This is a genomic window from Pseudomonas sp. JS3066, from assembly GCF_036328175.1.
Classification (GTDB): Bacteria; Pseudomonadota; Gammaproteobacteria; order Pseudomonadales; family Pseudomonadaceae; genus Metapseudomonas.
Genome location: NZ_CP143312.1, coordinates 23860 through 47630 on the forward strand (window position 1 = coordinate 23860; position 23771 = coordinate 47630).

The window sequence follows — 23771 nt, forward strand, 5'->3', positions numbered from 1 at the left end:
GTACGTGATTAGCCTACGGGTGCGGCATGAGACCGTTCAGATCCAGCGGCGATGGGGAGCTGCTCAGCTGGCGGGAAAAGCGTTGAGTATCGGTGTGCAGCTGTTCGACCACTTCGGTCAGCCCGGCGCCAAGCAGGCCTTCCTCTGCCTCGGCGCGTAATGCATCAAGCCAGGGTGAATGTCCGGAGAAGTGCGGCCATAACTCATGATCGGCCTCTAGCGGGTGAGGCTTACAGTGATCCAGCCAGGACGGAATCAGGCCCTGGTGATGGCTCAGCTGATACACGGCAGAGGCCTCAAGCTGCGAGCGCTGGAATATGGCGCCGTGGTAGTGGGCAATGGCTAGAACCTGCAGCAGATGTATCAAGCTTGGGTAGTGCTCGAAGTGACCACCTGCGGTCAGGTGGAAGAAACGGCTGCAGGCGGAAAGATCATCGCCCAACTGCTCCAATACCAAGGCGTAGTAGCCCTCACTCTCAGGGCTGATTGCACGAGTGTCCGGGGTGATCAGATAGAGCCGAAACTCGACGCTCTGCGCCACATGGCTGTGCTGCATAAACCACTGATGCAGTTCAGCTGGAGCCTTGTAACTGAAAATCTGCTGGTGAGCGGCATTGCTCTGGCCGCTCAGCCAGCCCGGTTCCAGAGCGAAATACTGATCGATCCAGTCGAGATGCGCTTGCTGCAGTACCAGCTTAAGCTGATCGGGGTTGGACCACTGGTACGCTGTTAGCTGTAGCGAGGCCGGCAGAAGCGCGTTGATATTCGTGCAGGCCACGCCGTGGGCTTCGAAGGTCGCCAGCACGCGCACAGCCTGCCTGCGAACCGGATTCCATCGATTACTGATCCAGCCGATCAGACCTTGCAGCAGGTCAATCCAGTCCTTGGGGTTCATGGGGATGCTCCTTCAGCGAGTCGATGGTGTGCTCAGGGCGAAGACTCTCTGCCGCGTTTGGTCCTTGGCGGTAGTGCTTTGGGTCAGGTGGTCTATACGCGCCTGGGCTGTGGCGACCATGGCTTCCAGTTGATTATCGCAGCAGGGCTGTTGCCTTCCTACTTCGGTCGGGCCGCAGAGGTCAGATGCCGTATGTCGCTGCAGCGTCGCCATATGGATCGAGCCCCTCCAGACTGAGTATTCTTAGTTGTTCTAGGGTCTGATCTGGAAAATTAGTCAGTGCTGCATAGAGCAAGCTACGCCAGTAGTTGTACGGCGTTAGTCGAGCAGCACTCATTTTTATAATTTTCTTACTTTCTATTGATCTTTTGAAATTCTCTAAGCTGCTGGGGTCTAAGTCTTCCGCAAGCTTTTCTCGTAGAGTAATGAACTCACCATCAATGCGTTCTTTGATTCGATATACGTCATTCCAGGTTTCGAGTTTTTCTTGCTCTGCAACGTCTGCGGGCGTCATAAATAAACTGACTTTGGGCGTGAGGTCTATTAAGTCGAAGTCGATTCTAAGTATTACTTTCCCGTGAGCGTGCTCGACCCAAGGATCGAAGCAGATTCGACGATCTCCTTCTGAGTTGTGCAGGAGATCCTTTGCGAGTTTGGCTTTGGAGTTACATGTATGACAGGTTGGTAGTAGGTTGTCTGGGTCGACCCCGAACTGAGGATATTTTTCCTTGGCTAATAAGTGGTCATATGGAGCTCGCCATTGCTCATTTGCCGAGATATAACTTCTTCGCTGTGAAAGTAGTTCCGTTGCACACATGCCGCATACGTTGCCATTGCCGGGGGCTGGGTCAGCACTATAGCGGCTGTAGTGGTCCTTTATAGACTCTCCGCATGCGCGAGTAATGTCGGCTAGCTTAGATGTGCGCTCAAAAAGATGCGCGGCTAGTTTTTTTAATTCAGCTGTAACTGCTTCGGGAGGCTCGGGTATGGCGAGTGCCTGGTCGCTGAAAAGTTGCCGTACGCTCGTCACTTCCTGAAAGGCAAGATAAAGCTCGTACCTAATAGTGGTATCTGTAGCATCTATGACGTCTCTTACTGCTTGCAGGTGTGCTCGGGTCGGTTCGTTAGCTTGAACGGCATGCCAAATATCTTCTGGGAAATTGGACTGATCGACAGCGCGTCCCGAGCAGCTGGCTAAAAGTACTTCTCGCATTAGCGCATTGAGGCCGAGGAAAACCGCACTAGGGGCAAGGCCGTTTCTTATAGGTAGTAGCATCAGTTTTCTAGGCGCTTAAGCAGGTAGGCACGTTCCATTGATTCACCAAGCTCTTCCTCAAGCCATTTCCGCTTGTGAGCGTTATCCATATGTACGTCATTAAGGTGGCTGCGAATCTCATCAACTGCCGTTTGTGATATTGCAGACCGGAGGCCGAAGAATTTCTTGATTAGGACTTCAAACGAAGCCCCAAATGTTTCGCTGGGCGGTGAGGCCATGACGGACTGGCCATCAATCCTCTCGAAGTGATAGACGGCCTCGCGATGCAAGGACGAAATCAGGAATGGCGAGTGTGATGAGATCAAAGCCTGTGAGGCAACTAGGCTGCGTCCCGCCTGCTCAAAGTCGAGGTGATAGCGGGTGCGCCAGCTCGGATTCAGATGCGTCTCGGGCTCGTCGAATATGAACAATGATTCGGCTTCGCCAAAAAGTCTTACAGCGCCAATCGTGTGCATCAGTTGAGCTTCTCCGTCGCTCAAGTCGTCGATTGGTGCTGATTGTTCTCCATCAGACAGCTCCAGTTCGACCACAGTAAGCGGCAGCCTGCCCTTAAGCGGCTTTTTGACATGTTCGTCTAGAGCGTCATCCCGAAGTACTTTGCGTATCTCGGGTGACCATTGCCCAACGCCTAACAGTTGCAGCTTGTAGAGCTTCCAGAACAATCGGTCGGGGTCGCGATATGTTTCTCTGAGCTGTCCGACGACATTAGGGATCATGAAGTCGATCGTGATTTCAGCGCGCAGATAATTGAGCTCGTACAGCTCGTACTGCGCATCTGTGGTTCGGGGCGATAGGCCTCGGATACTCCCTTCTCCTACCGCTCGTACTAACTGTTTGAGATCTTCGATGCTGTCTTGCTCTACAGGGACGCGCCGCAAGTCGTACCGCAGGACTACTTTGCGCGGATGCCTCAACCGGATCTCTGGCCAGAGCACATCGCGCTCTGCATCGCTTAACAACCCAAGGGCCGCAACCACTAAATTGGTACAGTCGTAGTCTAGAAATAGGGAGCTTGGCAGCGGCGTGTCAGCTTCTCCCGTGCGCATTGGATCATCCAAGTCGCTCGCTGATGGAGCACCGAAGATGCCTGGAAAACGCCTTCTGTACCTATGGTTGATCTGTTCGAAAGCGTCTGCATCGACATTAGGTTGCGCTAGCTCGATCCGGCGTCGAGACCTCGTGCGTATTACATCAAAATACTGTAAGGCGTTGCGCATGAACGAGCGCTGCAAGTTCTCGTTTAATCCGGAGGCATAACCTATCAAACGAGGTAAGGGCAGGTCCGCGAGTACGCAGTTTTCTTCAGGTGACCATTGCGCTGCGTTCTCTTCATCAGTGGTGATAGCAGGTATGCAAACACTGCGGCAGACCAGAATTGACTGGTCTGCTTCAAGTTGTACCGTATAGCGTTTGAATCGTTCTCTGTCATTGCCATCGCCGGACCACTCATAGGCCAGATTGAAACGATATCTTAGATTTTTTCGAACGTGAAAGTCGTTTCGCTTCCTTCGCTCCAAATAGGCAAAGGCTTCTGCGATGAGTTCCATCAACTGTGACTTGCCTGACCCGTTCAAGCCAATAAGTGCGATTACTTTTCCGGGGGCGTCTGAAAAATCAAACCGCTGATTAGCTAGTCCCTTGTACTGACCAATCAATTCAAAGTGGAGGAGCTTCATTTCGGCATACCTATCCCGCAGGCTGGACAAGAGAAGCTAGCTTGTCGTGAATGTGTAGTCGCAAACTGCCCAAAAGGCCTAAACATGGGGACGCAAAACCATACTTAGGCTTGTGTTATAAGCACGTGGTAGCATCAGGCGTTTTTCCTTGCACGCTTTGTCTTGGGTGCGGTGGCGCGTTGGGCTTTGATGCGCTCCAGCAGCACGCTGGCCGGTTCGTCGTTCGGGTCTTGCGGCACCAGTTCGCCACGGAAGGCCTTGGCCAAGATGCTTTGAGTCAGGTGGTCGATACGGCTTTTGGCTGAGGCGGCTTTGGCTTCCAGTTGATCGGCGAAGGCGAAGAGCTGTTCGACGCGGCGGACGATTTCGGTTTGTTCTTCCGCCGGCGGAACTGGAAGTGGAAGCTCTCTGCATATCTCTAGGGTCAGATTGAATTGACCAGCTGTGGCTTTTGCGCGCGAGACCGCATGGCTTAGGACTTCTTCGGTCCGTAGGCAAAGAGCCAAATATGCAGCGGAAATTTCGTCGCCTGCTCTGAACCTTGCGATAGCTTGGTTTATGTTCCATTCGGGATAAGTTGCGGGGACGATTGAAACCTTGCCTAGCGGTGGGCCGACAATATTCATTAGGACATCGCCAGGTTTTACGATTGACCGTTTCAAGTCAGTCGAGTGGGTACTTGAGTCGACAAACGTTGGATCAATGGAAAAGTCTAGCGCGCCTGTAAATGTCAGGTTGTAGACCTTGATATATGGAATCTCACCGTGTCCCGTACTCATATTTTCTTTTGAGGGGGTCGTTCCTTTGGTGATGAAACCGCAGATATCACCTGCAGTTTTTGACGACCAGCCAACTGGAAGCGAGCTACTGGTTGGCGCCGTTACTGGGCTTTCTTCGTCAACCCAACCTACATGCTGTGTGCGCCACTCCTCCGTCAACCGCCCCGAAACGGCGGCGGCGAGGACGGATTGGCGGAAGCGTTTGAGCAGGGCGGGGATCGCGTCGATGCGGGCTTTGAGGGTGTCGACCTGGGCCAGCAGTTCATCGAGTTTTTGGGCGATGCGGGTTTGTTCGGCTTTTGGAGCCATGAGGAACGGTAAGGTTTTAGCCGCTGTACCGGAAAGTTCTTTGAAGGTTGTGCCTGTTCCCAGACTATCGGCCAACGATCGAATGCTTTTCAAGTAATAGAACGCGTAGCTAGAGTCTACGTCGTCAGGAAAAACGAAGCTCTTGAAGCCTTGGTTGGTCGATATCGGATTGGCTGCTACAGCAACATAGCCAATAGGCGCGCGACTGCTGAATAGAAGACTGCCCTTGGGCATAAGTTTGGCTGAGCATGACTGATAGCCCTGTTCTGACAGGTCTCTCGCACCATGGGAAATTTCTTTAGCGGTGTAGCCACTCAGGTCTGCCGGTGTCAGCCATGCAATGCCTTCTCCCGGAATAGCAAAGTTTTCAGGTTCATTCGCATTTGGTGTGCCGCCACTTACTACATCGGCAATTTGGCCAATCTCGACCTCTGACCAAGATGCTGGCAACTCACTCATCCCCAACCTCCTGAGCTACCGCCAACCCCATCACCTCCGCCAGCATGCGCTTCTGCTGCTCCGCCTCATGTCCAGCCCCCAGCGCCTGCATCAGCTGATCCAGCTCGCGCAGGGCTTCGGTCAGCTCGGCCATTGCCTCGCCGGCCAGCACCTCGGGCGCGGGCAGTTCGCTGGCATCCAGGCTGTCGGCATCCTTAAGCCAGCTGATGTCCAGCGAGTCGCCGCGCTCGCGGATCTGCTCGCGGGTAAACACGCGGAAGCGGCTCTGCTCGCCGATGCCTTCGACATTCTCAGCGCGCGGGCTGTTGCCGTTGGCATCCTCGCCGTAGGCATCCTCGAAGGGCTTGAGGTGGCATGCACCGAAGGGGGTGCGTTTGCCAAAGCTGGGCATATTGCTGCGCAGGTCATAGACCCAGACGCGCTGGGTGCAGCCTTGCTCCTGGCGCGGGTTGTTGGCAGTGCCCTTCTGGAAGAACAGCACATTGGTCTTCACGCCCTGGGCGTAGAAGATGCCAGTGGGCAGGCGCAGGAGGGTGTGCAGGTTGCACTTGTCCATCAGATCGCGGCGCACCTCGGTGCCGACGCCGGCCTCGAATAGCACGTTATCCGGCAGTACCACGGCGGCGCGGCCACCGGGCTTGAGGCCTCGGTAAATATGCTGGAGGAAGGCCAACTGCTTGTTGCTGGTTTTGTAGGTGAGGTCGTCGCGGGTCGGGCCGCCGCCGCCTTTGGCCGTACCGAAGGGTGGGTTGGAGAGAATCACGTCCACCTTGGGCAGGTTGGCCCCGCTTTGGCCGAGGGCGTTGCCCAGGTGCACCACGCCTTCTTCGTCACCCTCCATGCCGTGCAGCAGGGTGTTCATCAACGCCAGGCGGCGGGTGCCGGGCACCAGTTCGATGCCGACAAAGGCGCGGTTGCGCTGGAAGGCCTGGGCCTTGGCGTCGAGGTCGTAGTGATCATCGGTGTGGCGCTTGATATAAGCGTCGGCGGCAATCAGGAAGCCTGCGGTGCCGGCTGCCGGGTCCTGGATGGTTTCACCGGGCTGCGGCTTGAGGCAGTTGATGATGCTGTCGATCAACGGGCGTGGGGTGAAGTACTGGCCGGCGCCGGACTTGGTTTCGCTGGCGTTCTTCTCCAACAGGCCTTCGTACAGATCGCCGAGGCCGTCCTGGCGGGCGCTGAACCAGTCGATGCCGTCCAGGCTTTTGATCAACTGTTCCAGGTGGCGCGGCTCTTTCAGGCGCGTTTGCGCGTCGGCGTAGATGGCTGCAATCAGCGGATCTTCGTTCTTGCCTAGGTCGAGCAGCATCTGCCGGTAGTGATCTAGCAGGTTGAGGCCGGATCTACCCGCCAGATCCGGCCAGCGCGCGCCCTCGGGCAGCTTGTGGGCGAAGCTGTCGTTGTTCTGCACCTGCTCGTATTCCATTTTGATAAACAGCAGCAAGACCAGCTCGGTGACGTAGTCGCTGTAGTTGATGCCGTCGTCGCGGAGGACGTCGCAGAGGCTCCAGAGTTTCTGGACGATATCGGTGTTGGTCATGGCTTACTCGGTAGTGGGGCCGGGCAGGGCGCTGCCGGGCCGGTTGATCTGGTAACGGGTGCTGCGGCCGCCGCCGGGCAGGCGGGTGAGGCAGCCTTTTTCCAGCAGATCGCTAAGGTGGCGGGTGGCGGTGGCCTTGGAGACCTGGGCCACGGCCTGGTACTGGGCGGCGCTGATGCCGGCCTCGAAGCCTTTGTCGCCGCCATCGAGCAGGCGGTTGAGCACCTTGACCTGCTCGGCGGACAGCGCCGCCGCGCGGTATTGCTGCCAGAAACGCGCCTTGGCCAGCAGGCGGTCGATACGGGCCAGCGCCTGTTCCAGGCTGCGCAGCAGGGTGGCGAGGAACCAGTGCAGCCAGGCGGTGAGGTCCGGCGCGCCGCGCTGGCTGGTTTCGAGGATGCGGTAGTAGCCGGCGCGGTCGTCCAGGATGCTGGCCGACATGGCGTAGAAGCGGATGGCCTGGCGCTCGCTCTGGGCCAGGGCAAGGTCGGTGAGGGCGCGGGTGAGGCGGCCGTTGCCATCGTCGAAGGGGTGCAGGGTGACGAACCAGAAATGGGCGATGCCGGCGCGCAGCAGCGGGTCGAGGCTGGCGTCTGCGCGGCTGTGCTCGAACCAGGCGATGAAGGCGTCCAGCTGCGGCTCCACCACCGCGCGGGGCGGGGCTTCAAAGTGCACGGTGGGGTTGTCCAGCCGGCCGGAGACCACCTGCATGGGTTCCTCGCCGCGCAGCGCGCCGACACGGATGCGGCTGGCCAGCGGGAAGTCGTCGGCCGGGAACAGCCAGCGGTGCCAGCAGAGCAGGCGCTCGCGGGTGAGGGGCTGCTGGTGGTTGCCGGTGGCGTCGAGCAGCAGTTCGGCCAGGCCTTCGCTGCGGGCGCTGGGTTTGCCTTCGGCGGCCAGGCCCAGGCGGCGCGCCAGGGACGAGCGCACCGAACCGACATTGAGCTGCTCACCCTCGATGGCCGAGGAGGTGAGGATGTTCTGCAGCAGGGCGTCCAGGCTGTTCTGCGCCTCGGCCTCGGCGCCGACCGCGCCGGCCATGCCGAGCAGCTTGCCTTGCGCCTGGGCGCAGGCCCGCAGCGGCGCGGCGAGGGCGTCGGCCTGCCAGGTGAAGTGCGGCCAGTCGGGGTGCTGCCAGATCCAGCGGGTGTCGTGCATGGGCGTTCTCAGCGGGGTGTGAGCCGAATAGCGAAGGTATTCAGCTCATTGAGTGAGCCGATTATGCGGGCTATTCGGCTCACCGGCTAGCTGACTTGCGGCCAGAGGTTGTCGTTCAGCGCCTGCAGCACGCTGGCGAGGTTGCCATCCAGATGCTTGTCGAGCAGACGCAGGCCGCCGTGTTCGCGGAAGGCATCGTTGAGCTGGGTGCTGTCGAGCACCACCTCGTGCACCAGTTGCTTGGCCAGGCGGTCGAGCCATTTGCGCTGTTGTGGCGTCCAGCCGTGCAGGCTGTAGATGTGCTGCATGGCCTGCTGTACGCGCTGCTCGAAGGGCAATAGCGCTTCGCCGATGGCGGCCTGGCGGATATAGCCGATGATGCTGGCGGCGATTTCCTGGTTGGTGGCGTTGCGCCAGGCGCTTTTCAGGCTGGCTTCGCTGAAACCGGCGTTGTCCAGCAGCAGGCGCACTTCGCGCAGCTGTTCGCGGGTTAGGTCGCGCGGGCGGTTGACCACCACGGCCAGTGCGGCGGACTGGTTGAGCTGGTTGTGGATGAAGTCGTGGAAGCTTTCCAGGTAGTCGGCGGGCTTCTGGTTCTGCCCGTAGTTCTGTTCGCGCACCTTGAGTTCGTCGCTGTGGGTAGCGATTACCGGGTAGTTTTCCGAGGCGAGCAGGGCTTTGACGCTGTCCAGCTGCTGCAGTAGGCGGCTGTGGGTGCGGACGAAGTGCGCTGCCTGCTGCGGGCCAAGTTCATGCAGGTGCCTGTGCAGTTCGGCCGGCGGCACGCCCCAGGCGTCCTGCAGCTCTTCGAGCTTCTGTTTGAGTGTGGGCTTGCTCTCGGCCTTGTGCTGGGCCTTGCGCAGGATGCGCATGACGCGCTGGCCAAGCTGGTCGAGCACGTCGTCGGCGTGGCTGGCGCCCTCGCGGCTGCCGGGTGCTTCCAGGCTGACGGGGTTGGTCAGTTCGGTGAGCAGCTGCTCCAGCGGCACGTTGGGGTTTTTTACCAGCGGCTGCATGGTGTCGACCGCTTCCAGGGCGGTGTAGAGGTCGACGGGGTCGTAGATGCGGAACACGGTCTTGCCGATGTCGTCGCAGCGGCGGGTGGCGCGGCCCTTCATCTGCTCGTAGAGGATGCGCGAGCGTACCCGGCGCATGAACACCAGGTTGCAGATGCGCGGCACGTCGATGCCGGTAGTGAGCAGGTCGACGGTGATGGCGATGTTGGGGAAGCGCTCGTTCTTGTACAGGCGGATGAGTTGGTCGACCTTGTCGCTCTGCCCAGTGATGATGCGCACGGCGGCTTCGTTGTACTGCTCTTCGTAGTGGGCGGCGAAGGCGTCGTCGAGCAGGCGCTTGATGCGCTCGGCGTGCTTCTGGTTGACGCAGAAGATCATGGTCTTCTCTTCGCCGAAGGGGTCGAGCTCCTTGGCCAGCTCGCTGCAGATCACCTGGTCGAAGGCCTCGGTAATCACGCTGCGGTTGAACGACTCGATGTTGAAGTCGAGTTCGTCTTCCAGCTCGGCGCTTTCCACTTCGCCGGTCTGGGTGTCGAGCACGCTGACCGTCTCGCCCTTGGCGAAGTGGATGCCTTCAGCGGCCAGGCGGGTGACGTAGCGGATCGGCGGTTCGTGGTCGATCAGCCAGTCGTCGGCCACGGCCTCGCGGTAGCTGTAGGTGAATACCGGCTTGCCGAAGATTTCGCTGGTGTGCCGTGCCGGTGTAGCGGTGAGGCCGATCTTGCAGGCGTCGAAGTAATCCAGTACGCGGCGATATTGCGAGAGGTACTGGGCGGTGTCGCGCAGGGCCAGCTCGCCTTCGGTCATGTCCTGGTCGAGGGTGTAACCCCGGTGCGCTTCGTCGACGATGATGCAGTCGAACTCGTCGATGGGCAGCGGGTTGTCGGACTGGAACGCGCGGCGAACCATGGACTGCACGGTGGCGACCTGCACGCGAGTGGCGGCTTCGGCGGCCATGTCGCCGAGCTCCTTGATGTCGTAGATCTGCGCCAGGGTTTGGTTCTGCTCCAGGGTCATGTCGTGGAAGGCTTCCACGGCCTGCTGGCCGAGGGCGCTGCGGTCGACCAGGAAGAGAATGCGCTTGAAGCGCTCGGCCTTCAGGAAGCGGTAGAGCAGGCCGATGATGGTGCGGGTCTTTCCGGTGCCGGTAGCCATGGCCAGCAGGCAGTCGCGCTGGTTATTGGCCAGGGCCTGTTCGACGGCCTGGATGGCCTTTTCCTGATAGGGCCGCAGCTTGAGGTAGGCGAAGCCTTCGCCCTTGAGCTTGGCTTCGGCGTCTTCGCGGCTGCGCTTGAGCAGGTCGAGCAGGCCGTCCGGGGTGTGGAAGCTGGGCAGCGGGCGGCCGGTGTTGGCCGGGCTGCGCAGGTCGCGGAACCAGGTGCCGGACTGTTCGGCCAGCTGCTTGATGAAGGGCCGGCCGTTGCAGGCAAAGGCGAATGGCACTCGGAACTGACCGCCCTGGCCGTCGAGCCAGGGCAGGCTGAGTCCGGCCAATTCCCAGGCGGGTTGTTGTTCGCCGCTCAGGGGGTAGTCGCGGGCATAGCGCTCGGCCTGGGGAATGCAAGCGCTGATGTTGATGCGCTTTCGCTTGGCTTCGACGATGGCGATGGGCGTGAGGCCGGCGAACAGCACGTAGTCGGCGCAGGCCTTGGGGCTGCTGGTGGGCCACTCTGCGATGGCCTTGTTCTTGCTCTTTTCCGGGCGCGCACCCTGGGCGTGGGTGAGGTCGAGGGAATCGGCCTCCCAGCCGGCTTCGATCAGCTGCTGGTCGATGATGATGCGGGTGAGGTCCTCCGACAGGTCGAAATGGCTGCTGGCCTGTTGGGTCTTGTGCAGTACCTGCTGAGTGGCCTGGGGTTTAGCCTCCAGCTCCTGCTGCAGGGCTTTGAGGCTGCGCTCGTGTTCGGCGCGCAGCTGGGCAAGCGCGGCTTCATGGGCGGCAGCCTGTTCCTTGTAGCGGCGCGACTCGGCATCCATCTGCTCGGCGAGCACGGCGTATTCCTCGGCCTCGCGTTTGAGCAGTGCCGCGAGCTGTTGATTGCTTTCCACCTGCTGGCTGGACTCGTGCAGCTGCGCTTTGAGCTGTTCGATCTCGCCCTGCAGCTCGCGCAGCGGCGCGCTGGGGTCGCTGGGCATCACGAAGGGGCCGGGCTTGAAGTTGCTGCCGGCCTTACCGAGGGCCTGGTGATACCAGGCACAGAGGGCACGGGCGACCTTGAGGCCATCCAGGGCTTCACGGTGCTGGGTGCGGAACTGGTGGGTGGCCTTGTTGCCTTCGATGCGCAGGGTGTGGAACAGGCTGCTGATGCTGCGATCCAGCTGGATTTCACGGCCGAGCTTGTAGAGCAGATCGGCTTGGCTGGTCTGCTGGTCGAACTCGATGCCGGCGCGGCTGGCCAGATCCTGGGCCAGGGCTTCGCCGAGCTGGCGTAGTTTGATCAGGGTGGTGTTGGGATCGGCGGCGAATACTTGTTCAGCGGTGCTGGCCAATTGCAGGAACAGCGGGTCGTGTTCCTGTAGAAAAGCGAAGTTACTACTGGCCGCCATAGTCGATCCTTTGAGCCCATTTCCCCTAGCTGCGCCAAACTGGGAGCTACTGCGCAGAATTTCAGGAATCTTACTCAAAGGTGGGAGGTGCAAGGGAGCAAAAATTTAGCAGCTAAATTTTCGGCTTTCGTGTTGGTCTCCCGTGCTGCCACCGGGGCGTCGTGGAGGCCTGATTCTTAAGAGGAGCATGAAGGCCTAGCGATTGCTGCAGGTATAGCCTTACCGGCTTACGGCATGATGGAGAAGGTAATGAAGCGGAACGTTATGCACATGCCATTTGATGCAGCAGCGCATCTGAAGGATGAAGAGACAATCAGGGCCTATCTGAGGGCTGCTCTGGATGACCCTACGCCCGGGGCGTTATTGCTAGCCCTGGCGCATGTGAGCCAGGCTCTTCAGATGAGGCCGGTTGGGCTATCTCCGCTTCGTTAAGCTTCTCCGGCCTATCTTGCCGCAGGGGTTGGGGATGCCCGATTTGTTCTTAGTGCGCAATTGCTTTTACTTGACCACCGACTGCATCGGATTTGACCAGCATACTGCGTGGGCACACCAGCACAGGACGCCCCGATACAGACCTTTGGAAGATGCCGAAATTGGCCAGAAGCAGCGCTCTAGAGGAGTCGAGGAAATAAATCTATGGTCCCCTTTTTCTGTGCATGCTGAGGTAGCGGGTTCACCCGCGGTCACGTGAGTAGGATGTACCTGCTCTGCGTCAGAGCGAGTAAATCTTCTCGTGCGCGCCACTCTTCCTGATTTTTTTCGTTTCGAACGCATAGTCGTGCTCGTCAAAAATACACTCCGAAATAAAATGAGTGTATTTCAAGCTCTTCACGCGGTTCATGGCCTTGCTCTTACGCAGGTCCGTTGTTTTATTCTGAACATTCATTTCAGGTGAGAAGTAATTGATCAAGCCAGCCTCGGCGGCGAGCACGAGATTTTCTTCCCCCAGGCTCAGATAGTCGTTAGGTTGTTTGATGACCATGCCATCGCGAGATGCCACCGCCTCAAATCGTGGCGTGAAGAAGTACAGATAGATTTCCGCATCGTCCTCGCACTCTGCCTGGGCTTGCTGCACACGCTTGTGTCCGTCCATTCGCTCAGACAGCTCCATGGCCTTGCCGATGTACATGACTTCGTATTTTTCCGGAAGGTCATCGGTAACACGCAGCAGTTGATGAGCAAAGATGATATGCCTGTTTTCATCCTTGGGCATCGGGTCCGCAGGTGTCAGGAAATGGTAGGCGATTGCCCGATCCGCGCGTTCCTTCTCCCCGCGTCCCGGCATGACGGCTGCCACCAAGGGCTCTCGCTTCAGCAGGCGCTCATACTCATCCGCGGACTCGACATATCGAATCATTGATTGTAGATGGGCCGGGGTCGGAAAGTATTTTTTATTAATAGCCGGCGCACCATGCATCAGTTGAGCAATGTCGACTTTGTGCGGGCGCGACAGTATGCCCTGTGAGGCATACTTAAACTCGATCTGGCACTTTTTGCTTAGAAAGACACTGGAAAACCGCGCCTTACGTCGTTTGACAAGAAAATAGATTCGTCCACTTCTGAATCTATCCACCGTCTCTAAAGGTTCCTCGAACTCGCGATACAGCTTTTCGGCTGTAATGAAGAACGCATCTACCAGATGAGATTTAAGAACTTTGAACGGTGGTTTTATCATGACTACTCCTTAGGTGATGCCATTCCATAACACCGGGCGCATCATACCGAATCGCCTCTGATTTTGTAGAGGCTGAGTTAAGACTCCTGGCCGTTCTCTGCCCATCATAGTTACAAAGCATGCTGGTCAGATCCGATGCAATCGGTGGGCAGGTTGAATGCAATCGGATGGTCAAGCGAAGTGCAATTCTGCATTTCAGTGTTTGTGCCGAAATTTCCATGGCAATCAGCATGCTTCGGGTGCGATTGCCGCCGTCGATGACGTGAATATGTGAGTGGCTGGCTGGTGAGGCAATCAAATAGGGATTTAGCAGCTAAATTCTCCGGCGTTCGCTCGCCTGTCTCCAGCTGAGGGTTAGCGACTCACGCCCAGGGATGTTTTCTGCCCAGACTGCTGGCGTTTGCTGGCCAGTAGTACCATGCGTTGCTTTTCCAATATGGGGTCTTGGAAGCGAATGGTCAGGCGTTCCTGGGCTGCCAGCTCTAGGACTTGCTGCTTGAAGTCAGCTGAGCCATTCACTCTGAGCGGCTGCCCGAAGCGCTGAGCAGCGAGCTTCAGCGCAGTGATCACGGTTTCTGGATTGGCATTACGTGACAGCTGAAGTGCGCTGCCGTCATCGCGAATGGTTGCCTCGCCGCATCGGTAGATCAGGGTGCCTTGCTTGGTAATGCTGTCGGTAGGCAGTGCTATTGATGGGAGTGAAGTGGCCTTGGCTTCTCCACTCAGGGTGTTGCCCTTGAGGCCATTGGCACAGGGCCGCGCTCTCAGCGCGGCAAGGGCGTCTGCATCACCTCGGCGTGCTTGGCTCTTCAGCCACTCATGCCAACTGTGCTGTCGATGCTGCTGGGCCAGTTCACGGCACGCCTGCTGGTGTTTCGCACAGGCGCTGTCGATGGCTGCCAATAGCGTTTTGCTGATCTGGCCGAAGAGGAGCTTCTTGGTCAACCGGTCGGCGCCGGAGAGTTTTAAGGCATTGCGCTTGATGGCTGCTCGACGCTTGGCGGCGGTGATCTGCTGGTCACGGATAGCCCTGGCATCTCGGGTGGCCTTGGTGCGTAAGGCGGCGCAGCTCTTTTGCTCGACCTGGTAGCGGGCGAACAGCTCGCTGGTGTCCATGCGCGAGCGCATGGGGCGCGGCTGGTACTGTCGGGCTGGTGTCCGATGCCCCTTTGCCCCGCATGCTTGGAAGGGCCCTAGGACCATTTCTAGTTTGGTCTTCGATATATCCCGCGATACCGAGCTGGCCTTGATGGCGGTGTTGTCTGCGCTGGTTATCACTAGGCCGTTGCCTCGAAGTCGCAGGCTCAGGCCGTTGGTTTGCATCACCTGGTGCAGAGCGTTCCAGCTATTGGCGGCGGTGATCTGTTCCAGGCATTCACGACGAACCCATCCGATGAGGCTTTCAACGCCGGCGGCATGCTCCAAGTCGCCAGCACGGCCACGAGCCGCCTGACGCTCAGACTGGTGGTTGTCGCGCTCTAGTCCAAACTCTTGCTCCACTATTTCGCAGAGCTGGTTCAGGGTCTTGTAGTCGCGAAAGGGCGAGTGGAGTGTCAGCTTAGATGGATGGATTTTGTTGATGGCCAGGTGGATATGGATGTTGTCGGTATCGTGATGGACGGCGCTGATTCGTTGGTGTTCGGTGTAACCGAGGCCTGTGCAGATACGTTGCTCAATCTGCTCCAGAACCGTTTCGTCTGGCTCTTCGCCAGCGCGGAAGCTGAGGATTAGGTGGTAGGACTTGTCGGTCTCGCACCGCACGTTTCGCGCTTGCGTGGCCGTGACCTCCAAGATGGCATCCTCGACCTCCAGAGAGTGGCAGTTGCTGATCTGTACACGCCCGACACGCTCACGCTTGTCCTGCGGGTCGCACATGTAGCGCACCAGCTCGCTGAAGCTGCTTTTGCGCAGTGAACGCATGGCTACATGCTTGGCGATCACGGACGGGTTCTCCGCGCCGCGATGGGGGTGACCAGGGCAGCCATGGTTGAGCGTAGTGTCTGCTGGCTTTCCCGAATTTCCTCCACCAGCGTTTGCAGGGTGTGGCTGGCCTGCATCTGCCCGTAGGCGGGGAGGTGGTCATAGTGGGTCAGAGCCAGTTTGAGCAAATTGCCCAGGCGTGCCTGATCGGCATTCACCCGTGCCAGCTCCTCGACGTATTGGTAATCCAGGATGCTGGAGACTTGGTAGCCTTGGCCCACCAAGAGCAAGTAGCGCGATGCGCTGTGCCCAGATGCCTGGGCGTTGCGCAGTATCCGTTCGCGTTCATGAGGCAGACAGTAGACCTTGATGGGCGGCTCCACACGCCGACTGGTGCTCTCACCCATGGCGTTCAACCTGCCTGTTTGCTATGACCCCGCAGGGCAGGGTGGGGCCTTGAGTGCGAAGCGCGAATACAGCCTCTTTGTAAGGCGCGCACCGGAGGTGTGGGCCTGCACAAACTACCCTGTCCCGCATCTCAGCGCTTTTAACGTGCCTCTTGTTGACACGTAGCAGTGCCACTCTTGCGTATTGAACGCTGCAGTTGCAGGTTGAACGTGTTTTGAACGCTTTAACGGCAGACTGTACGCCAGAGGGGCTGTTCATGTTCACTGCAGATGCCCTTTGGTTGCGGTTGAGCTGAACGTAATTGCCTCTGGGCGGGTAGGTTCCTGCTGGGCGGTTTGTGATGGCTGAGGGGCGGTGATTAGTTGTCGGGCGTAGCGACGAAATGCCTGGTAGGTGAATGGAATTCGTTGCTCCTCGTGCAGCAGTTTCCATATGGCGAGCAGTGACCAGCCGTTGCTGTAGGCCTGCTGAATCTCCTCGCGCATAGAGATAAAAGCGCTGCGGTTGCGAGAGGCGATGCTGGCATCAGGCTTCGCCAGAACGTGTGCAGCGATTCGGTCAGAGAGTGTCGTGGTCTTTGTTTGAGGAGATGAACCTCCCTTCGTAGCTTCCCCGCCTTTATGTGCTTGGGATGTTTGTGTGCTCATGTATTGCCTCCATGCCGTTGGTTCCATCAGATCTTTGATTGCATCATCGACCGCGCTTGGATTCGCTTTGCTTCTCGAGCTGCGCACGTAACTCAGCCAGTGATTGGCGCCCTAAGCGCTCATCCGGTACACAATTGTGGTTTTGGATGCTTGCTGCTTTGTTCCGCTCCCTCGGTTGCTGTTTGGCACTGGGCACAAACTCACCAAGCTGAGCCACTTCCACAAGTCTTCGCAGTAACCCGAGAGGGTTTCGGACTCGGCCCTTTGCGATCAGGGCGGCGATTTCATCGAGAACAAGTTGACGCTGCGGAGTAGGGCACTGCTGCAGCAACTTCTGAGCTGCGGCACGGTTTTGGCCGGACAGCTCTTCGGGTATTGCGAGAAGCGCAAGCAGTCCGTTTTGCGCTGTTGTAGGTTCTTTTATGGTTCCTGATGGTTGGGCTGACACGGGTGTCACCCTTTTGCAACCTCTGTTGTCATCCTTTTTGACCTGACTTGTCAGGGTTTCGCTTGCTTCTGGAGCAAAGGGTGACAGTTTGTCAGGGTTAGTTATCCACAGAGGGTTGACCCGATATTCCGTGGCAAACCCGCGTCCGCCATTGCCGTATCGCACCGTGAGCAACCATCCGTTCTCGCGCATTTGTGCGAGATATCGGCGAACGCTGCGCTCGCTCTGACGCGTCTTCTTGGCGATATAAGCAACGCTGGGGCGGATGTTGGTTCCGTCATCGTGTGCATGGTCGGCATAGGCCAGGGCTGTGAGGAGTTCGCAGCCGCCGGCTGGATAGTGCTCCCACACTAGGCTGGAGATTTTTATGCTCATGATCGGGGCGCTTTTAACGGAGGAAAGGCGGACTAGTTGTTGATTCCATCGTCGATCAACCGCGCAATATCGGCCGTACGAAATAGCACCCGGCGGCCCCATTTCCGCTTGGCTGCGTTGATGCTCCGAGCCCACTCAGTCCTGTTGTCAGAGAGCGTGATTCGGAGCGCTTCTGGGCTTCGATGCATGACTTCGCCCAGTTGCTCGTAGGTCATCAAGATTCCGCAGCGCGCGGTCAGAATTTCTTGGGTTGTAGACATGATGGTGCTCCTTGGTTCAGTTACGGCTAAATCCTAGGAGCATTCCTCTCTCGGTTTTAAGAGCTAAAATTTGCCACTTGAAAAACTCTACAGCCTGCGTGAAATAAGGGCTTTGATGGGTTTCTGTCGATTTTTTGAATTTCGCACTGAGGTCGTGCATTTAGCATGTACAGACAACATCACCGACCACAGCCTGATGAGGTCGAGTTCATCCTCTGCGTAAAGCATGGGTGGTTGCGTGTGCCGATGTGGCGTCCGTTTGTAGCCGATATCTCGCGGCAAGCTTCGGCTGAGGCGTTGAGGCCAATCATTTTCAGGCGGATCTTGAAGGAGCACGTGAGCCACGTTTTGGAGCGCGTGGTGCGTTGTCCCAACCTTGCGGATTACCAGCGGCTGGTTGACGGCTTGAGCTCAGCTCTTGTCTTTCTGAATGGTCGAAAGCTGAGTTGGATGACGTTTAGCGAAATGGGTCATGCCCTGATCTCTCCTGGTCGGGCTTCTCCTGATTTGCTTGTTTCATTGGGGCAGCTAATGGGGGCAGCGCAGGCGATCAACGTGATCTTTGGCTATGCCCAGGAGGCCCCAGCTCCTTGCTTTTGCGCCATGTGCTGGCGGTTCGTTTTGAACGGCAATAAACATTGTAGGGTGCACCGAGTCCCCATTGGCGGAGCCAGCGAAGAGCAGTCGCATCGGGTGTGGCCGAGGTCTGACGACTACTGGTTTGGGCGTAAGTTGTCGCCGCAATTTACTGATCACCTCCGCCGGCTTTCCAATCAGGCAAGGAAGGAGAAGTTGCGCTCGTGGTGGAAGGAGGCCATCGAGGCTGACCAGGTTGTTCCTTGGCTTGAGCGTCATAGGCCGCTGACGTGGTTGCTTGCGGTGAGACGTGTGGAGGGGCTTGAAGGGGCTGCAGTGCTGCCCTCCTTGATTCAGGCGCTAGATGATCATGATCTGGAGGTCGGTGTGCTGCGTGAGCAGAGATTGGCTTTTCACCGATCTCTGCTTGATGATCGGAAAGCCGTTTTTGATCTGTTGCTTCGTGCAGAGGCGTGGCTTAGCGCTGCTGCAGAGCGCCGCGCAGGTTGGGGTGGCAGTCGGGTGGGGGCTGGTAGGCCTGAAAAGCGGTTGAGGCGGCCCACCGTAGAGATGCCCTGACCTGATCAGTAGCTGCCAAATGCTCGACAGTATCTGCTTCTGCATCAGGTAGTGGTTTGGGCGCACTTGGTGTGTCGGTTAAGGTGCGTTGCGCTGGCTGGTCAGCTTGTCCAGTTTGTCGACAAGGTCTTCTGCGCGTAGATGGGTATAGCGCTTGAGCATCTGCATCGACTTATGCCCGCTGATGGCGGACACCTCTTGGTCGGATAGACCACCCTCAACCAACCGACTGACCGCCTCATGACGCAGATCGTGGAAGCGCAGGTCTGACATACCTAGCTTGGTCTTCAGCAGCCCCCACGTTTTAGTAAACGCATAGGGGCTGCGCTTTCCGTTCTTGCCGGGTTCGCCAAAGAACACCAAGTCACAGTCAATCGGCCGAACAGGGTTGTTCAACGCCGCCTGGAAGGTCTCTGTAGCCCACTTGCTGAGCGGGACGGTGCGAGCGCTGTCGTTTTTGGTGTCTGAGAGGCGCACCACGCGCTTTTTCATATCGACCTGATGCCTGCGCAGGGATGTGATCTCAGACGAGCGCATGCCGGTTTCCAGGGCGATGCGGACGATCCAGCCAAGCATGGGATTGCTGTGATTGTTTACGGCTGTCAGCAGGCGGCGCTCCTCTTCTGCAGACAAGCGCCGGTCACGGCCTTCACCTGGACTAGGTTTGCGGATGTTCAGTACCGGGTTGAAGCTCAGACCCAAGCCCCATTCCTGAATTGCCACGGTGAACAGGTGGCTGAGCAGGGCTAGTTCCAGGCGTACGGTGTTGTTGCTAGTGGGCTTGCCGCGATTGGTGATCGAGGCCAAGCGGGTGTCGCGGTAGCCGGCGATGATTTCAGCGGAGAGGGCGGCCATGGAGTATTTGCCCAGGTGGCTGATCAGTTGTTGGGCCTTTGTGGCTTCGGCGCGCTGGGTGGTCGGCTTCTTGGTAGGGCTGATTTCGCTGAGGTAGCGTTTCAGGGCCATTTCCAAGGTCATGCGCTCAGAGCCGCTGCGCTGGATGTATACGCCCCTGACTATTTCGTCTTCGGTGCGGCGTGCCCAGTCTTCGGCATCGCGCTTGGTACGGAAGGTTTTGGTGTTGGTCGGCCAGCCGGTTTTGCGTACCAGGGCCTTCCAGGTGCCGGCATCCGTTTTGACGATGGTGGCCATCTTTTACTACTCCCAAAGCGTACCGCTGTACCGGCACTGTACTGAATTTGTACCTTTGGACTATAGGACTGGTAAAGCTGTTTTTCTTGCGGGCATGAAAAAGCCGCGCAATGCGCGGCTTTGAAGGTGGTGGGCCCACACGGACTCGAACCGTGGACCAAAGGATTAAGAGTCCTCTGCTCTAACCGACTGAGCTATAGGCCCCAGAAGGCCGGCGGATTATACAGGCGCCTTTTGCTGGGCGCCAATCGCGGGCTGGGGGCTGAGGAATTTGCGGGCGAAAGTCTCGGCTGGCAGCGCTGCGCTGACGATAAAGCCTTGAATCTGTTCACATCCTTCGGCTGCGAGGAAGTACTCCTGGGCCTTGGTTTCGACGCCTTCGGCGATGACGGTGAGTTGCATGCTGCGGCCGAGAGCGATGATGGCGCGGCTGATGGCAGCGTCATTGGGGTCATCCGGCAGGCCACGTACGAACGACTTGTCGATCTTCAGCACATCCAACGGGAGGCGCTTGAGGTAGCTGAGTGAGGAGTAGCCGGTGCCGAAGTCGTCGATGGCCAGCTGCACGCCGAGGGTCTTGAGGCTGTGCAGCACACTGAGTGCTTCTTCTGCCTGGCTCATGATGAAGCTTTCGGTGATTTCCAGTTGCAGGCGCTGGGGCTCGAGTCCAAGTCCCTGGAGGAGCAGCCGCAAGCGTTCCATCAAGAGCGGTTGGCGCAATTGGGCGCCGGCGAGGTTCACCGAGAGTGGGCCGAACGGGGCATGGTCTTCCTGCCATTGCTGCATCTGCCTGCAGGCGTGTTCCAGCACCCAGTCGCCCAGCGGGAGGATCAGGCCGCACTCTTCAGCGAGGGGAATGAAGCGCTCCGGGGGAATCTCGCCGAATTGCGGGTGATACCAGCGCACCAGGGCTTCAGCGCCAACCAGTGTCTGGTGCTGGAGGCTGAACTTGGGCTGGTAGCTGAGGGACAATTCATTGCGTTCCAGCGCGCGGCGCAGTTCGGTCTCGAGGGCCATCCGCTCGGTCGCCTGGCTGGTGAGGTCGCGGGTGTAGAACTCGACGCGATTGCGGCCGCGGGCCTTGGCCCGGTACATGGCGGCGTCGGCATTCTTGACCACGGTGGCGACGTCGAGGCCGTGTTCGGGGAACAGGCTGATGCCAATGCTGGCACTCATGAAAAACTCGTGCTGGCCGGCAGGGATCGGCGCTTCGAAGCAGGCCAGCAGCTTGTTGGCTACGGTCTGCGCGTCGCTGGCATTGTGTAGGCCGGGCAGGAGAATGATGAATTCATCGCCGCCGAGGCGGGCCACGGTGTCGATGTCGCGCAGTTGTTCGCGAAGACGGGTGGCGATGCCCTTGAGCAGCAGGTCGCCCACGGGGTGGCCAAGGCTGTCGTTGATGTGTTTGAAGCGGTCCAGGTCAATGAACAGGACAGCGCCGTGGTGGTGCTCGGTGGCGGCGTCGGCCAGCGCCAGCTGCAGGCGGCTTTCGAACAGCAGGCGATTGGGTAGGCCGGTCAAGGAGTCGTGGTGGGCCTGGAAGTCGAGCCGTGCCTGGGCGTGCTTGAGTGGCGAGATATCGGCGAATACGCCGACGTAGTGGGTGACCTGCTGGTGGCGGTCGCGCACAGCGCTGATGGTGAGCCATTCGGGGTAGGGCTCACCGTTCCTGCGGCGGTTCCAGATTTCGCCCTGCCAGTGCCCCTCGCGCTCGAGCTGGTGCCACATTGCCGCGTAGAAAGCGCTGTCGTGCTGGCCGGAGGCGAGCATGCGCGGTGATTGGCCGAGAGCCTCGCTTTCGCTGTATCCGGTGATCTCGCTGAAGGCGCGGTTGACGGCCGTGATGCGTTGTTCGGTGTCGGTGATCATCACGCCTTCGGCCGTACTTTCGAACACGGTGGCGGCTTGCAGCAGCTTTTCCTGCATTTGCTGGCGCTCGGTGACATCGCGGGCAATGGTCAGCATGCAGGGTTCGCCGCCAATAGGAATCGGCTGAGCGGAAAGCTCGCAGATTCGTATCTGGCCAGCCTTGGTGCGTACGGCGGTGGTGAAGTGATACAGGCTGCCCTGGTTGTGGATCGCCTGGATCATGAGCTTGCGGTCGGCCGGGTTGGCCCACAGGCCGAGCTCGAGGGTGGAGCGGTCGGCGATCTCGCGCTGGCTGTAGCCGGTGATCCGGGTGAAGCCATCGTTGGCTTCCAGCAGGCACCCGTCGCTGATGCGGGTGATGAGCAGCCCGTCCGGCGAGGCGTGGAAGGCACTGGCGAATTTTTCTTCGGAGACTTGAAGCAGTTGCTGGGTTTCTTTGAGCTGGGTGACGTCGCGGACCACGACTACTAGCGCGGGGGTGTTGTCGAGGTCGATGTTCTGGGCAGAAATCAGCCCGATGAAGGTTTCGCCGTTGGCGCGGCGGAAGGGCATTTCCAGGTTGTGCAGCGGATTGCCCTGCTGCAGACGCTGGAGGAGCTTCGGACCAATGCCGGGAATGCCCCAGATATCGAGTTCGGTGGCGGTGCGACCAAGGGCCTCACTGGCCTTGAGTCCAATCTGCTGCTCGAAGGTCTGGTTGATCGCCAGGAGGCTGCCGTCAGTGCGTCGTGCGATGACGATGATGTCGGGGCAGTTGTGGAACACCGAGGCGAACTTCTGCTCGGAGAGTTGCAGCGCCTGTTCGGTCTGCTTGGTCTCGGTGATGTCGATCATCAGGCCGCGCATCATCTGTGTCTCACCGTGGGGGATGAGGGTGATGATGTCTCGCACCCAGAGCACTCGGCCGTCCGCGGCGATCATGCGGTAGTCGAGGCTGTGGTCGCGGCCGGCGATGGTTTCCGCTTCGCAGAAGGCATTGGCCCATCCAGCGTCGTCGGGGTGCAGGGTGCGGCGCCAGAACCCCTGTTCCAGCCAGTCGCTCAAGGGGTAGCCGAGCAAGCGTTCGGCATGGGGCGAGACGTAGGTGTAGCAGTAGTCTTCGACGCGCATCTCCCAGGCGATGGCATTGAGGCTTTCCACCAGGCCGCGATAGTGCTGTTCGCTGCTTCGCAGCTCATCCTGCAGGGCGGCGCGGCTGGTCATTTCATTGCTGAGACGGCGATTGACGCGCATGACGAATGCAAGCACACCGGCCAGCAGCAGCAGTGCCGGAAGGCCGTAGAGCAGGATGCGGTTCCAGTCGATGTGCTGGTAGAGGGCGTCGCCCACCCAGCGTTCCTGGATGGCAGCGGTTTCTTCCGGGGTGATCTCGGCGAATACCCGGTCGAGGATGCCGGCCAGCAGCGGATGGATCTTCGGTGTCGCCATGGCCAACTGGTAGCGATAGGGCGTTTCGCCGCTGATGCTGATGCCGTTCAGCTTGAGCTGGCGCAGGCTCCAGACGCTGGACGCGAGGTCGCCGACGAAGGCATCTACCTCACCGGTAGCCAGGGCCTGGAGCGCGGCGGCGACTGTGGGGTAGCCCTGCAAGCTCAGGTCGGGGTGCTGGTTACGCAGGAGTTCATGGGGGGCGTAATCGGATACGACCCCGACGCGCAGACCGTAGAGGTCCTGGATGTTCGAAGGCCGTGGGCCCTTGGTCTGGGACAGGATGGCGATGGGGAAGTCGAGGTATGGACGGGTGAAATTCAGGTACTGCTGGCGCTCCGGGGTGGACATGACGCCGGGCAGGATATCCAGCTCACCCTCGCGTGCTCGCTTGAGCACTTCTGCCCAACTGCTGGACTCGACCGGGGTGAGCTTCAGATTCAGCTTGCGGCGGATCAACTCGACATAGTCGGCAGCCAGGCCTTGGTGACGGCCTTGGGCGTCCCGGAATTCGAAGGGGGGCCAGGAGGTGTCTATGCCCAGTTGCAGCTCGCCGTGATTGTCGAGCCAGGCCTGTTCTTCCGGGGTGAGCGTCAGGGCGCCGGCCGGGAAGGTCCAGAGTGCCAGCCAGAACATCAGTAGGGCCCGCGCTCGCGCCATTGGCGGCCTCGTTCCTTGAAGGGATGTCAGACACGAAGTGTAGACGTGGCCGCATGCCATCTGGAAGAGAAATGAGCGCGCTGAGCGCTGCTGCACGCAAATGAAAACCCCCGGACTGG

17 protein-coding genes and 1 tRNA gene are annotated in these 23771 nt (G+C 58.9%); 2 read left to right on the forward strand and 16 right to left on the reverse strand.

The features are described 5' to 3' along the window. Positions 1 to 13: 13 nt before the first annotated feature. From SA496_RS00105 to hsdR, 7 genes are all read right to left on the reverse strand, one after another. Positions 14 to 895: a hypothetical protein gene (locus SA496_RS00105; RefSeq protein WP_330114834.1), complete on the reverse strand. Its 882-nt coding sequence runs from the start codon at positions 893 to 895 to the stop codon at positions 14 to 16. 181 nt (positions 896 to 1076) lie between these two features. Then, the gene (locus SA496_RS00110; protein WP_330114835.1) at positions 1077 to 2171 is read right to left on the reverse strand and encodes a hypothetical protein; all 1095 of its coding nucleotides are present in this window, start codon (positions 2169 to 2171) and stop codon (positions 1077 to 1079) included. Continuing rightward, positions 2171 to 3847, reverse strand: a complete 1677-nt coding sequence (locus SA496_RS00115) for an AAA family ATPase (protein ID WP_330114836.1) — start codon at positions 3845 to 3847, stop codon at positions 2171 to 2173. The genes SA496_RS00110 and SA496_RS00115 overlap by 1 nt, the downstream gene beginning before the upstream one ends. A gap of 134 nt (positions 3848 to 3981) precedes the next feature. Beyond that, positions 3982 to 5394: a restriction endonuclease subunit S gene (locus tag SA496_RS00120; RefSeq protein WP_330114837.1), complete on the reverse strand. Its 1413-nt coding sequence runs from the start codon at positions 5392 to 5394 to the stop codon at positions 3982 to 3984. After that, positions 5387 to 6934 carry a class I SAM-dependent DNA methyltransferase gene (locus tag SA496_RS00125; RefSeq protein WP_330114838.1) on the reverse strand — a complete coding sequence of 516 codons (1548 nt, stop codon included), beginning with the start codon at positions 6932 to 6934 and terminating at the stop codon, positions 5387 to 5389. The genes SA496_RS00120 and SA496_RS00125 overlap by 8 nt, the downstream gene beginning before the upstream one ends. 3 nt (positions 6935 to 6937) lie before the next feature. Beyond that, positions 6938 to 8092, reverse strand: a complete 1155-nt coding sequence (locus SA496_RS00130; protein WP_330114839.1) for a Fic family protein — start codon at positions 8090 to 8092, stop codon at positions 6938 to 6940. A gap of 86 nt (positions 8093 to 8178) precedes the next feature. After that, complete coding sequence (gene hsdR / locus SA496_RS00135; protein ID WP_330114840.1) at positions 8179 to 11655, reverse strand: type I restriction-modification system endonuclease; 3477 nt, start codon at positions 11653 to 11655, stop codon at positions 8179 to 8181. Positions 11656 to 11925: 270 nt separating this feature from the next. Here hsdR and SA496_RS00140 point away from each other — a divergent pair, with 270 nt between their 5' ends. Beyond that, positions 11926 to 12087 (forward strand): helix-turn-helix domain-containing transcriptional regulator, encoded by a 162-nt coding sequence (locus SA496_RS00140; RefSeq protein ID WP_330115674.1) that lies wholly within the window; start codon positions 11926 to 11928, stop codon positions 12085 to 12087. A gap of 280 nt (positions 12088 to 12367) precedes the next feature. Here SA496_RS00140 and SA496_RS00145 read toward each other — a convergent pair whose 3' ends face one another. From SA496_RS00145 to SA496_RS00170, 6 genes are all read right to left on the reverse strand, one after another. After that, entirely contained in the window at positions 12368 to 13330 is a 963-nt protein-coding gene (locus SA496_RS00145; protein WP_330114841.1) for a hypothetical protein, read from the reverse strand. Positions 13331 to 13684: 354 nt separating this feature from the next. Further along, positions 13685 to 15271 carry a TraI/MobA(P) family conjugative relaxase gene (gene traI, locus SA496_RS00150; protein WP_330114842.1) on the reverse strand — a complete coding sequence of 529 codons (1587 nt, stop codon included), beginning with the start codon at positions 15269 to 15271 and terminating at the stop codon, positions 13685 to 13687. Further along, the gene (locus SA496_RS00155) at positions 15268 to 15657 is read right to left on the reverse strand and encodes a plasmid mobilization protein (protein ID WP_330114843.1); all 390 of its coding nucleotides are present in this window, start codon (positions 15655 to 15657) and stop codon (positions 15268 to 15270) included. Before SA496_RS00155 ends, traI begins: the two co-directional genes overlap by 4 nt. A gap of 261 nt (positions 15658 to 15918) precedes the next feature. After that, on the reverse strand, positions 15919 to 16305 hold the full coding sequence (locus SA496_RS00160; protein ID WP_330114844.1) for a TraK family protein: 387 nt from the start codon (positions 16303 to 16305) through the stop codon (positions 15919 to 15921). A gap of 43 nt (positions 16306 to 16348) precedes the next feature. Continuing rightward, positions 16349 to 17128 (reverse strand): hypothetical protein, encoded by a 780-nt coding sequence (locus SA496_RS00165; RefSeq protein WP_330114845.1) that lies wholly within the window; start codon positions 17126 to 17128, stop codon positions 16349 to 16351. A gap of 32 nt (positions 17129 to 17160) precedes the next feature. Then, positions 17161 to 17388 (reverse strand): DNA-binding protein, encoded by a 228-nt coding sequence (locus SA496_RS00170; protein ID WP_330114846.1) that lies wholly within the window; start codon positions 17386 to 17388, stop codon positions 17161 to 17163. 165 nt (positions 17389 to 17553) lie between these two features. Between SA496_RS00170 and SA496_RS00175 the strand changes: the two genes are divergently transcribed. Beyond that, a complete protein-coding gene (locus tag SA496_RS00175; RefSeq protein ID WP_330114847.1) occupies positions 17554 to 18543 on the forward strand; it encodes a hypothetical protein in 990 nt (329 codons plus the stop codon). 78 nt (positions 18544 to 18621) lie between these two features. Here SA496_RS00175 and SA496_RS00180 read toward each other — a convergent pair whose 3' ends face one another. From SA496_RS00180 to SA496_RS00190, 3 genes are all read right to left on the reverse strand, one after another. Beyond that, the gene (locus SA496_RS00180) at positions 18622 to 19695 is read right to left on the reverse strand and encodes a tyrosine-type recombinase/integrase (RefSeq protein WP_330114848.1); all 1074 of its coding nucleotides are present in this window, start codon (positions 19693 to 19695) and stop codon (positions 18622 to 18624) included. Between the two features lie 127 nt (positions 19696 to 19822). After that, a tRNA-Lys gene (locus SA496_RS00185) sits at positions 19823 to 19899 on the reverse strand. Between the two features lie 15 nt (positions 19900 to 19914). Next, positions 19915 to 23652 (reverse strand): bifunctional diguanylate cyclase/phosphodiesterase, encoded by a 3738-nt coding sequence (locus SA496_RS00190; RefSeq protein WP_330114849.1) that lies wholly within the window; start codon positions 23650 to 23652, stop codon positions 19915 to 19917. Positions 23653 to 23771 lie beyond the last annotated feature (119 nt).